9 protein-coding genes and 3 tRNA genes are annotated in these 11,719 nt (G+C 45.3%); 8 read left to right on the forward strand and 4 right to left on the reverse strand.

What is annotated here, in order from left to right:
• Positions 1-321: 321 nt before the first annotated feature.
• Positions 322-395 (reverse strand) — tRNA-His (locus ABDW33_RS25120).
• Positions 396-821: 426 nt separating this feature from the next.
• Here ABDW33_RS25120 and bla point away from each other — a divergent pair.
• Positions 822-1,694 carry a subclass B3 metallo-beta-lactamase gene (gene bla / locus ABDW33_RS25125; RefSeq protein ID WP_343692859.1) on the forward strand — a complete coding sequence of 291 codons (873 nt, stop codon included), beginning with the start codon at positions 822-824 and terminating at the stop codon, positions 1,692-1,694.
• A gap of 88 nt (positions 1,695-1,782) precedes the next feature.
• Here bla and ABDW33_RS25130 read toward each other — a convergent pair.
• A tRNA-His gene (locus ABDW33_RS25130) sits at positions 1,783-1,856 on the reverse strand.
• Positions 1,857-2,021: 165 nt separating this feature from the next.
• Between ABDW33_RS25130 and ABDW33_RS25135 the strand changes: the two genes are divergently transcribed.
• Positions 2,022-4,460, forward strand: coding sequence for an outer membrane beta-barrel protein (locus tag ABDW33_RS25135; protein WP_343692860.1), 2,439 nt, complete (start codon positions 2,022-2,024; stop codon positions 4,458-4,460).
• Positions 4,461-4,470: 10 nt separating this feature from the next.
• Here the strand turns inward: ABDW33_RS25135 and ABDW33_RS25140 are convergent, their stop codons facing one another.
• Positions 4,471-5,127 carry a protein-L-isoaspartate(D-aspartate) O-methyltransferase gene (locus ABDW33_RS25140; protein ID WP_343692861.1) on the reverse strand — a complete coding sequence of 219 codons (657 nt, stop codon included), beginning with the start codon at positions 5,125-5,127 and terminating at the stop codon, positions 4,471-4,473.
• A 194-nt stretch (positions 5,128-5,321) separates the two neighbouring features.
• Here ABDW33_RS25140 and ABDW33_RS25145 point away from each other — a divergent pair, with 194 nt between their 5' ends.
• Positions 5,322-7,046: a phospho-sugar mutase gene (locus ABDW33_RS25145; protein WP_343692862.1), complete on the forward strand. Its 1,725-nt coding sequence runs from the start codon at positions 5,322-5,324 to the stop codon at positions 7,044-7,046.
• Positions 7,047-7,209: 163 nt separating this feature from the next.
• Here ABDW33_RS25145 and ABDW33_RS25150 read toward each other — a convergent pair whose 3' ends face one another.
• Complete coding sequence (locus tag ABDW33_RS25150) at positions 7,210-7,707, reverse strand: phosphoribosyltransferase family protein (protein ID WP_343692863.1); 498 nt, start codon at positions 7,705-7,707, stop codon at positions 7,210-7,212.
• Between the two features lie 269 nt (positions 7,708-7,976).
• Here ABDW33_RS25150 and ABDW33_RS25155 point away from each other — a divergent pair, with 269 nt between their 5' ends.
• The 5 genes from ABDW33_RS25155 to ABDW33_RS25175 all read left to right on the forward strand — a co-directional run bounded on the left by ABDW33_RS25155 (position 7,977) and on the right by ABDW33_RS25175 (position 11,394).
• Positions 7,977-9,260, forward strand: coding sequence for a (Fe-S)-binding protein (locus ABDW33_RS25155; RefSeq protein WP_343692864.1), 1,284 nt, complete (start codon positions 7,977-7,979; stop codon positions 9,258-9,260).
• Positions 9,261-9,271: 11 nt separating this feature from the next.
• Positions 9,272-10,051 (forward strand): (Fe-S)-binding protein, encoded by a 780-nt coding sequence (locus ABDW33_RS25160; protein WP_343692865.1) that lies wholly within the window; start codon positions 9,272-9,274, stop codon positions 10,049-10,051.
• Positions 10,052-10,225: 174 nt separating this feature from the next.
• Positions 10,226-10,729, forward strand: a complete 504-nt coding sequence (locus ABDW33_RS25165) for a hypothetical protein (RefSeq protein ID WP_343692866.1) — start codon at positions 10,226-10,228, stop codon at positions 10,727-10,729.
• A 208-nt stretch (positions 10,730-10,937) separates the two neighbouring features.
• Positions 10,938-11,297 (forward strand): hypothetical protein, encoded by a 360-nt coding sequence (locus ABDW33_RS25170; protein WP_343692867.1) that lies wholly within the window; start codon positions 10,938-10,940, stop codon positions 11,295-11,297.
• 24 nt (positions 11,298-11,321) lie between these two features.
• A tRNA-Gly gene (locus ABDW33_RS25175) sits at positions 11,322-11,394 on the forward strand.
• Positions 11,395-11,719 lie beyond the last annotated feature (325 nt).

Here is an 11,719-nt window from a genome sequence, read left to right on the forward strand (position 1 = left end):
CCGGGTTCGGAAGATTTGAATAGGTCTGGTTAACATATTGCAGCAGGCATTTATAAATGAAAGGTAAATAAAGAGAATAGAATGGAGATAGCAGCCTTTGTTCTTATATTATCTTGTAGTACGAGAAGAGTTGTCTGTACCGTGACTATTGGTATATGAGTATAAAGGCTGAATGATTTACGGGCCTTATGCGCTGAGGGAGGAATATTAACGGGTTTATTGACTTTGAAGTGACGTTTCCTGAGATTAGCATTTCCGGCGCAAAACAGGGGTCTACTAAAACAAAAAGGACTCCTTATTAAAGAAGTCCTTTTTAGGGTGGGTGGATGATGGGGTTCGAACCCACGACCCCCAGAACCACAATCTGGTGCTCTAACCAACTGAGCTACAACCACCGTTTTCTCACACCGTTTCTAACTGTGCGGGGCGCGAAGATAATAATATTTTTAAACTTGCAAATTATTTTTTCATCCTTATTTATTGGCTACCATTTCTTTTCCCTGAAAGCATTAATTTATCCTATCCGATGGTTCATACCATTCTTACAACACACACCTACCCCTACACTTTATGCTGATAAAATTCCTGCGCGCTGGTTCATCGTCCAGATATTGAGCAATCTTATTTTTCTAACTGTGGCGTTCTTTTACAGAACCTGTTTAGAAAATACCAGCGAACAGGCTTTTTCGACAGGAATTCGTTGGGGTATTTTGCAGGGTATTGGATTGCCAGCCCGGCGATATACTTGAATATCGGGAATCATGGTGCCTGTTTAAATTATTAAACATATATTGAGCACTCTTCACTTAATGCCGAATTGTATGTTGTTAAAATGTCGGTTACTGTTAGTAACATGCCTGCTATCTTTCGCGTTTGTTTCTTTTGCACAAAAGGTAGTCGAACCAAAGAATAATCACCCGGAATGGAGTAAGCCTTTCCCGTCTTTTAGAATTGCCGGGAACCTCTATTATGTAGGCACTTATGAACTGGCTTGCTATCTCATTGTGACTGAGAAGGGCCATATACTGATCAATACAGGTTTACAGTCCTCTGCACCTATGATCAGGGCTAATATAGAAGCATTGGGATTCAAACTTGCTGATGTAAAGATCCTGCTAAATACGCAGGCGCATTATGACCACCTGGGGGCGATGGCTGAAATAAAAAGAATGACGGGGGCCAGGCTAATGATTGACAAAGGAGATGCGCAGGTGGTTGCAGATGGCGGACAATCGGATTACTTAGATGGTGGGAGCAACTGTCTTTTTGCACCCATAAAAGTGGACAGGATTTTACAGAATGGAGATACGATCGCACTTGGCAATACCAAATTGGTGATGTTGCATCATCCCGGACATACAAAGGGCTCGTGTAGCTTTTTATTTACGGTAAAAGATTCAGCAAGGTCCTACAAGGTATTGATCGCTAATATACCTACTATTGTCACTGATAAGCCTTTTTCCAGTTTACATAATTATCCGGGCATTGCAAAGGATTATGCGTATACCCTACAGGCGATGAAAGGCCTGTCATTTGATATCTGGTTAGCATCACATGCCAGCCAATTTGATCTTCAGGTTAAGCACAAGGCAGGTAGCGGGTATAATCCCCGTGCATTTATGGATAGAAAGGGGTATGATATGGTGTTGAAGGAAAATGAGACGGAATATCTGGAGAAAATCAAACAACGATAATTGAGCTGTTGGCTGATCACTCTTTTCTCATAAGAAATTGATATAATAAAAAAGGACTTCTTTTTCAAGAAGTCCTTTTTTAAAGGTGGGTGGATGATGGGGTTCGAACCCACGACCCCCAGAACCACAATCTGGTGCTCTAACCAACTGAGCTACAACCACCGTTTGAATTGGGATTGCAAAGATAAGTAAAAGAATTCCCAACTTCCAAATATTTTTAGAACTTTTTCTCCCTCACACCCCGAATCCTCACCTTTCATCACATTCCCCCGCCTATTCCCCACTACTCCCAATATATTTGTCACGGTCTCAACTTTTTTATCAACCATGCGGTATTGCCCGTTTATCTTAACAGTGGTCCTGGCACTCTGTTATGTATCTGTAGTCGCCCAATCAGCCAACAGTCTCTCGGGCAAAGCCGTAGACGCCAGCACCGGCAAGCCTGTAGAATATGCCTCTGTAGTCATCCTACAGGAAAAGGATTCCTCCGTGCTTAAGGGAATGTATACTCAACCAGATGGCACGTTTTCATTTCCTGCAGTACAACCCGGCCGGTATATTCTCCGCATCACCTTCATGGGATACGACAAACTCTACAAAAATATTACTGCCAATAAACCCCTCGGTACCTTACAATTGCACCCCACCGGCAAAGTGCTTGCTACTGTGGAGGTGAAATCTGAAAAGCCTGCTTTTTCCATGCAAATAGACCGGCAGGTCTTCGATGCGGGCGCTTTCGTTACCGCCGAGGGAGGTACAGGTACTGATGTATTAAAGAATATTCCCAGCGTAGATGTAGATATAGACGACAACGTTACCCTCCGTGGCAAAAGCGTTACCATCTATGTAGACGGCAAGCCCTCTCCTTTCGGAGATGCAAAAACGGCACTGCAAATGATTCCGGCAGAGACGATAGACAGGGTGGAGGTGATCAACAATCCCTCTGCGAAATTTGAGGCCAATGGTGGTGGAGGGATAATCAATATTGTACTGAAAAAAGACAAGGCAATCGGGTACAATGTAATGTTCAATGCCGGCGTGGCAACAAGAGGACAGGTGAATGGTACAGCCAATGCCAGCTTACGCCTGAAAAAATTCAACTTTTTCGGGAATTATAACGGCCGCTACGAATCTATTACCGGATCGGGGTACAGCTATCGTCAGAACCTGACTGCCGATACCGCCGGCACCTGGTTCTTTACACAGGATAGCCATAATAAAAATACCAGTCACCAGAATGGAGGCCGGATAGGACTCGATTACTACCTGGATGAGTACAATACCTTTACGCTTTCCGAAGGTTTCAGCAGCAGTCAGGGCAACAGCGAAGACAACATATCCCTGAACTACCTGGGTCAGGCCAAAGATCCGCTGAAATCAGGGGATAGACATAACACCAGCAGCAATAGGAATCCGAATAATAACACCAGCTTCAACTTCCGGCATACGACGAAACGCGAGAATGAAGAATGGACAGCTTACGTGAGCTTTAGTAATAACAAGGGCAATAACAACAGTAATTACTTCACGGGGTATAACACCTCTGCTCATCCTGATTTGCAGGCCAATACTGGTCGCTCTCAGAACAAGTTCTGGAATATACAAACGGATTATACCACACCATTTGGCAAAAAGGGTAAGTTCGAAACCGGGGGTAAGGCGACATTGCGGAATAATAATAACGATTATAATGCACAGGTGTATGACTGGAATACGATGCAATACGAAACCAGCGGCATCCTTTCCAATACCTATTATTACAAGGAAGATATTTATGGCGCCTACGTCAATGTTTCCAATGCCATCGGCAACCTGGGCTACATGGCAGGCACCCGTGTGGAACAGGCTTATCTCCATGGCTATTCCTACACCAAGGATACCTCCGTAAACAATAAGTTCTTCAACGTATTCCCGAGTTTGTTCCTGAAATATAACCTGCCGCATAACCAGGATCAAAGCCTGATCTTTAACTATTCTACCCGCATAGACAGGCCCAATTTCGACCAGCTTCTGCCCTACGTGAACAATTCCGACCCACAAAATATCCGTGTCGGCAACCCGGCTTTGCGCCCTTCCCTGACCCATAAGTTCGAAATGAATTACTCAAGGTATTATCCGGGTTCAAAAGATTTCCTGAATACAGGGGTGTACTATTCACAGGCCAATGACGATATTGACCGCATCAGTGTATTGGACACCACTACGGGGGTCACTACCACCAAACCCATGAACCTGGCAACGGACAAGGACTGGGGTGCAAATTTTACTTACAACCTGCACATCCTGAAAGGCTGGAATGTATCCAGCAACCTGAATCTGGAGTATAGCAAACTGACCGGTGCTACTATCAGTAATGAATATTTTTCATGGGGAATCAATGTGAATTCCAACTGCCGCCTGCCGGGCCGTTTTAATATACAGATGAATGCCCATTACCGGTCCCCCCGTGTGCAACCACAGGGTACCTTCAAGGCGATGAACGGCATTGACATGGGGGTACGGAAAGAAATGCTGAAGAACAATGCACTGGCTATTTCCCTGAATATCTCAGATATCCTGAATACACAGCAATACAGCTCCCATTATGAGACGGAAGCATTTATTCAGGATTACAGCCGTAAAAGGATGACCCGCTTTATCAGGTTGAACATCCGTTATCGTTTTGGAAAGATGGATCCAAACCTGTTCAAAAGGAAGAAGAAACAGGACGATCCTGAAGAAACGCCGGAAATTGAGGATAAAAAACCACAACACGACAGGTTATAAAACCCCATCATCAGGCTTTTTTGCCTGCCAGCATTGGCACAAACGAAAAGTTGTCAAACATTTCCTGTTCAAAGTCGCTTTCACTCACTTTAGTAATGCGCAGCATGCGCTGTACTTCCTGTCCGCCGACAGGGATCACCATTTTACCGCCCACCTTCATTTGCTGCAGGAGCCGCTCAGGAATCGTAGGAGCTGCCGCGGTCACCAGCACTTTATCAAAAGGCGCGTAGGTAGGTAGTCCTTCGTACCCATCGCCATAGAAGAACCGGAGATTCGGGTATTTGGACTTAAATGGGAAGAGCTTTACCAGGTCAAAAAGGCGTTTCTGGCGCTCAATGGTGAACACCATCGCCTTTAGTTCAGCCAGTACACAAGCCTGATAGGCACTACCTGTACCTATTTCAAGTACTTTTTCGAATGGCTTTACTTCCAGCAATTGTGTCTGGTAAGCAACTGTATAAGGCTGAGATATGGTTTGCCCCTCCCCTATAGGGAATGCCCTATCCTCATAAGCAATGCTTTCGAATGCTGTATCAAGGAAATAATGCCGGGGAATATTGTTGATAGCTGCTAAAACACTTTGGTCTGTGATGCCTTTTTGCAGAATACTATCCACCAGTTGCTTGCGTAATCCTTTTTGTTTATAGGAATCTTCGTACCGCCTCATGCACGCAAAAGTAATTAATACCCCCAATTTTCTCTAATCTATAGGTATTTCTATTTATCCCCATACCTGTTGAATGGTGCAATAATTGCATATCCGTCCAATTGGGCCGCAAATTGTAGGTCCATAATTCAGGATTTATCCTTTATTTTACAATCTTGTATCTGACACAATTTTCAGACAAACCCAATATTTTTATGGATAATGTAATTGAAAGTAAGGTATCACAATGGCTGAGCGGCCAGTTTGATGCGGAAACGGTATCTGCCATCAAAAAATTACAACAGGACAACCCCGATGAACTGGCTGATGCCTTCTACCGTAACCTTGAATTTGGTACCGGCGGTCTCCGCGGTATCATGGGCGTAGGCACCAACCGTATGAACAAATACACGGTAGGTATGTCTACCCAGGGTTTTGCCAACTACCTGAAACAGGCTTTCACGGATGAAATCAGTATCGCGATTGCACACGACAGTCGCAATAACAGCCGTTTCTTTGCCGAAGTGGCTGCCAACGTTATGGCTGCAAACGGTATCAAAGTATACCTTTTTGAAAGTCTTCGCCCTACACCGGAGCTCTCGTTTACCATCCGTCATCTGAAGTGTAAGGGGGGTATCGTACTTACAGCATCGCATAATCCTAAAGAATATAACGGCTATAAAGCCTACTGGAATGATGGCGCGCAGCTCATTCCGCCTCACGACAAAAACGTGATCCGCGAAGTGGAGAAAATTACCTCTGTTGACGAAGTAAAGTGGTCAGGTGGAGAAGCAAACATTCATCAGATCGGTGCAGAAATAGACGAAGCTTACATACAGATGCTGAAGAGCCTGAGCATTCAGCCTGAAGCAATTGCTGCGCAGAAAGATCTCAAGATCGTATATACACCAATTCATGGTACCGGTATCACCCTGGTGCCTGAGACACTGAAACGCTTTGGCTTTACCAATGTACATGTGGTAGAAGAACAGGCTACGCCGAACGGTAACTTCCCTACTGTAGTGTATCCTAACCCGGAAGAATCCGAAGCGATGAGCATCGGTCTGAAGAAAGCGAAAGAACTGGATGCAGCTATCCTGCTGGGTACAGACCCTGATTCTGACCGCGTAGGTATTGCTGTAAAAGACCTGAAAGGAGAATGGATACTCCTGAATGGTAACCAGACTGCGGTACTGCTCTTCAATTATATAATAGAAGGCCGTCGTGCAAAGGGACTGGCTGGCGACAAGGATTACGTATGTAAAACCGTCGTAACCTCAGACCTGATTGACGTATTTGCTGCCAGGAACAATGTAAACTGCTACAATGTACTGACCGGTTTTAAGTGGATCGCTGATCTGATCCGTACCAAGGAAGGTAAGGAGCAGTTCATATGCGGTGGTGAAGAGTCTTATGGCTATATGATTGGTGACAATGTACGTGACAAGGACGCGATTGCATCGGTAGCACTGATCTGTGAAATGGCTGCGGTAGCTGCAGGCCAGGGCCGTACCCTGTATCAGCAGCTGATCGACATCTATGTAAAATATGGTTATTACAAGGAAAGCCTGATCTCTATCACCAAGAAGGGCATGAAAGGTGCCGACGAAATTGCGGAGATGATGAAAGGTTACCGTGAGAATCCACCAGCTACCATAGCCGGTGTACCGGTAGTGACTACGTACGACTACCAGCTGCAGCAGGTGAAGAACCTGAAGACCGGAGACGTACAGCCCATCACGCTGCCTAAGTCTAACGTACTGCAGTTTGTACTGGAAGATGGCAGCAAGATTTCTGCCCGTCCTTCAGGTACAGAGCCAAAGATCAAGTTCTACTTTAGCGTAAACCAACAGCTGGAGAACGCGGAAGGATTTGATGCGGCTACGAAGGCGCTGGATGGTAAGATCCAGCAGATCATCCAGGATATGCAACTGAAATAAATAACAAGAGGGAGTAGCGGAATAAAACTGCATCCTTTGCGTTTTTTCCGGGCTGTTACCGGAATAAAAGAAGCCTGTATCTTTATTGATACAGGCTTTTTTCATTGAATCAGTTTGCCGGCAATGGTCCCAGCACCAGGTTTGCCGGGATGAGGCCTATAAATTATTGTAAATAAGCAGAATGAATCTCCTCTCCTACCACATCGACCATCACCATCTCCTGCAGTGTAGTCGCTAAAGAATACCCCACAAAGTCCACAGACAGCGGGAAAGACTTGTGTTTACGGTCTACCAGTACAGCTGTCTGAATTTTCTTCGGCAAAAATTCCAGCAGCGGCTTCAGGGCATAGAGCATGGTCCTGCCTGAATTGGCCACATCATCTACCAATACGATCACTTTCCCATTGAAATCCAATGATTCGGAGATCTGCACGGCATCCGGATGTTGTTTATCCAGTTTCAGCTCAATCATTTTAATTCGAATGGGAGAGATCTCTTTCAGGATCGCCGCAATTTTTTCAGCGAGAATCGTCCCTCTGTCCCAGATCCCGGCCAGGATGATTTCCGGCTCTTCACTGTTATGCTCATATATTTCGTAAGCAATGCGTTTGATTTTTTTATCGATCACATCCTGGGTGAGGATCACATTCTTTGATTCCATGTCAAAATAAATTGAAGGGATAAAAGTAGGGATTTTTTGCCGATAGTGTAACGATAGAATGGTGATAGTGTGACGATACTACCATCGGCTCATTAATAGTACACCAATAGTACACCAGAAGGGCACTTGTATATCCTTGGGATATTGAGGTGATATTGAAGTGACCTTTTAGTATCATTCTGGTGCACATATAGTATTATAGTTTGCCTATAGCCGGGGTATATCTATATACCTTTTTTCGTTACATTGCAATAGTTCAAATCTGATGTATGCATATAATTCAGGAAATCCTGTTTGTATTTGCCTTCGCCATTGCTGTGTACCTCTTTTACCGCAAAGCCAGGCAGATCAGGCTTAATATTTTGCTTGGAAGAGATGTTTCATTGAATGATCACCCCGATCTACGTTGGAAAAATGTGTTTCTCCTGGCCTTTGGGCAGAAAAAAATGTTCCGCAATCCGTTGGTAGCTATCCTGCATTTCTTTGTATATGCGGGGTTCCTGATCATTAATGTGGAGATCCTTGAAATCATTCTGGATGGAATATTTGGTACGCACCGCTTATTCATGCCGCTGTTAGGCTCCTTCTACCCGGTATTGATTGGCTGTTTTGAAGTATTGGCAGTACTGGTACTTGCCGGTTGTGCCATTTTCCTGATCAGGCGTAATGTAGTGCATGTGCGCAGGCTTGTGATGCATGAACTGGATGGCTGGCCGAAGTCAGATGCCAATTATATCCTGCTTACGGAGATAGTGCTGATGGTGCTGTTCCTGACGATGAATGCCGCAGATCAGGCATTGCATGCGAACGTAGGGCCATTCTGGGTATCCGGGGCTTTCAGGGGGGCACTTGACGGGTTGTCTCCGGTTACCCTGGAAGCAATAGAGCGGGGCTGCTGGTGGTTGCATATCCTGGGTATCCTGGCGTTTTTGAATTACCTGCCATATTCCAAGCACCTGCATATTATACTGGCGTTCCCGAATGCCTATTTCAGCGATCTTCGTCCGAAGGGAAAGATGGAGAATATGCCGGCGGTACAGCAGGAAGTCACCCTGATGCTGCAACCGGAACTGGCGGCGACAGCACCTGCGGCGGCAGAGATGCCGAAATTCGGGGCAAAAGATGTACCGGACCTGACCTGGAAGAATATCCTGGATGCATATAGCTGTACGGAATGTGGCCGCTGTACGGCAGCGTGTCCTGCAAACCTGACAGGGAAGAAACTTTCCCCGCGCAAGATCATGATGGATACCCGTGACCGTGCGGAGGAAATCGGGAAACTGGGAAATACGGAAGGTAAGACCTTACTTCGTGATTATATCAGTGAGGAAGAATTGCGGGCGTGTACCAGCTGTAATGCCTGTGTACAGGAATGCCCGGTGAGTATAAATCCCTTACATATCATATTGCAGCTGCGGAGACACCTGGTAATGGAAGAGAGCAGTGCGCCACAGGAGTGGAATATGATGTTCAGTAACATTGAGAATAACATGGCCCCCTGGAAATTCAGCCCTGATGACCGGGATAAGTGGGCAATTGAAATGAATGCATAAATAGAAATTCCATGGAAATAAAAACGATGGCAACATACTTCGCCAGTGGTGAAACACCTGAGATCCTTTTCTGGGTGGGTTGTGCTGGTAGTTTTGATCAGCGTGCACAGAAGATTACAAAGGCGTTTGCGACAATACTGACAAAGATCGGGGTACGGTTTGCGATCCTCGGGAAAGAGGAAAGTTGTACGGGAGATCCGGCGCGGAGAGCGGGGAATGAGTTTATATTCCAGATGATGGCGCAGAATAACATTATGGTATTGAATAACTATGGTGTGCAGAAAATAGTCACTACCTGTCCTCACTGTTTTAATACGTTGAAAAATGAGTACCCGGAGTTGGGGGGAAATTATGAGGTATTGCATCATGTTACTTATTTGCAGCAGCTGATAGACGAGGGTAAGATCAGGATGAAGGAAGGCGGTGCTTTTAAGGGCAGGAAGATTACTTATCATGATTCGTGTTACCTGGGAAGGGCGAACGAGATCTACGAGGCCCCGCGGAAGGTGCTGGAAGTGCTGGATGCGGAGCTGGTGGAGATGAAACGATGCAGGAGTAATGGCCTGTGTTGCGGAGCAGGTGGTGCACAGATGTTTAAAGAGGAAGAGAAGGGGAACACAAGGATAAATTTTGAGCGGGGCAGAGAGGCGGTGGAGACGGGGGCAGGTGTGATAGCGGCGAATTGCCCGTTTTGTATGACGATGTTGACGGACGGGGTGAAGGAACAGGGGAAAGAGGAAAGTGTGAAAGTGTTGGATATAGCCGAGTTGATCGTGCAGGGAATGGAGTAAACAAGTGTGTGCAGGCGATGGCATTTGAGCGGCTTTGACGTACCGAACGGTTACCTGACCGTGTTTTTTTGTCAAATACATTTGTACCGGCCGGGGGCGTAGCAGCACAATTCTGAAATAGTGAGACCTGATTTTCGTCAGTTAATGAAATCAGGAATTTCGTAATTTTGCGATATGGATATTCGACAAATACTACCGACTGACTTTAACCCTGCATCGCGGGTGTGGATATATCAGAGCAATCGTCCTTTTTCTGAGAAAGAGCAGGCTGAGATTGCAGAACAACTGGAACAATTCACGGCTCACTGGCAGGCACATGGTGCGCCTGTGAAGGGCTGGGCGAAGCTGTTGTTTGAGCAGGTGATCCTGGTGATTGCGGATGAAACTGATACACATGTAAGTGGTTGCAGCACAGATAGCTCGGTGAGGGTGATCAAGAGCATAGAGCGTCAGTACAGCGTGAATCTCTTTGACAGGTTGTTGCTGGGTTTTGTGTTGAAAGAAAAACTGCAATTGCTGCCAATGATGCAGGTGCCTTATGCACTGGAGAAAGGGTATATAGATGAAAATACTATTTACCTGAACAACACAGTGCTGACATTAAAAGAATTAGAAGAAAACTGGCTGCAGCCGTTAAAGAATAGCTGGCTGGCAAAGAAATTTGCTATTGCCCAGTAAATGAAATTGCTAATGCATGGGGAAGGAATTTTCCCTTTGGAGTCAATGATAGCGTGTTGAAGAAAAACTCCGTTGTATGATGGATTGAAGGACTAATGTGATACTACGTTATGTCGTCAATAGCTTACTAATGAGTGACGAATCATTTTGCATGGCACAGTAATGAATTTAAAACGGGCAGCCTCACCAGCTGCCCATTTTTATTGCTATGAGTGTTCTTCCAATAGATGTAGATATCATCTGCCCTGCTTGTTCCCATAAAGCTTTGTTAGCTGCTGACTGTGAGATGACGGGTTATATGTTCAAGCCCGGGAAAATCACCGGTAAAGCTTCCTGTGAACATTGTGGGTATAGCCATCGGAAGTTGACGGTGGTGAATGCGGATTTGTATTACCAGTTTCCGGTTGGGGACAGGATGTTTTATGCAAGGAATAAGGGAAATCTGAGGGAATTGCTGGAGTTTTTTAAGGATAGGAAGAGGTGGGATGAAGAGGGGTGCTGGGATTTTCCGAAAACGTTTTATGTGCATCGGGATGAGATTGTGAAGAAGATAGAGGGTCTTTTGTAAAATATCATTACATTTGGCATAGAAGCGGGAATAGCTCAGTTGGTAGAGCATTAGTTTCCCAAACTAAAGGCCGCGGGTTCGAGTCCCGTTTCCCGCTCAAATCTTACCATTCAATTCCTACACCTTGACAACACCAGCAACAGAATGGCTGGTTTACAGGATCAGTTCTGTCCTGCCTGAGCGGGTAAAGCGCAACCACTGTTACCTGAAAAAGGATTATATAGAGGAAAAGAAATAAAAAGGAAACGCGGGATATATATGTCCCGCGTTTCCTTTTTTATTTCAGCTTCAATTCATCCGGTATATTCTGGATCAAGTTGAATTCTTGGGGGGAATGCTAAAAATTTGTTGCTTTGCAACTCATTAAAGAAGCAACAAACTTGGATCAGAGCTATAGACAGTTGATGGAATTTCTACTCCCA

Source organism: Chitinophaga sp. (assembly GCF_039596155.1).
In the GTDB taxonomy this organism is placed as follows: Bacteria; Bacteroidota; Bacteroidia; order Chitinophagales; family Chitinophagaceae; genus Chitinophaga.

Coding starts and splice junctions, on each gene's coding strand:
- bla (WP_343692859.1), top strand. CDS start 822: ATGTTGTTAAAATGTCGGTTACTGTTAGTAACATGCCTGCTATCTTTC.
- ABDW33_RS25135 (WP_343692860.1), top strand. CDS start 2,022: ATGCGGTATTGCCCGTTTATCTTAACAGTGGTCCTGGCACTCTGTTAT.
- ABDW33_RS25140 (WP_343692861.1), bottom strand. CDS start 5,127: ATGAGGCGGTACGAAGATTCCTATAAACAAAAAGGATTACGCAAGCAA.
- ABDW33_RS25145 (WP_343692862.1), top strand. CDS start 5,322: ATGGATAATGTAATTGAAAGTAAGGTATCACAATGGCTGAGCGGCCAG.
- ABDW33_RS25150 (WP_343692863.1), bottom strand. CDS start 7,707: ATGGAATCAAAGAATGTGATCCTCACCCAGGATGTGATCGATAAAAAA.
- ABDW33_RS25155 (WP_343692864.1), top strand. CDS start 7,977: ATGCATATAATTCAGGAAATCCTGTTTGTATTTGCCTTCGCCATTGCT.
- ABDW33_RS25160 (WP_343692865.1), top strand. CDS start 9,272: ATGGAAATAAAAACGATGGCAACATACTTCGCCAGTGGTGAAACACCT.
- ABDW33_RS25165 (WP_343692866.1), top strand. CDS start 10,226: ATGGATATTCGACAAATACTACCGACTGACTTTAACCCTGCATCGCGG.
- ABDW33_RS25170 (WP_343692867.1), top strand. CDS start 10,938: ATGAGTGTTCTTCCAATAGATGTAGATATCATCTGCCCTGCTTGTTCC.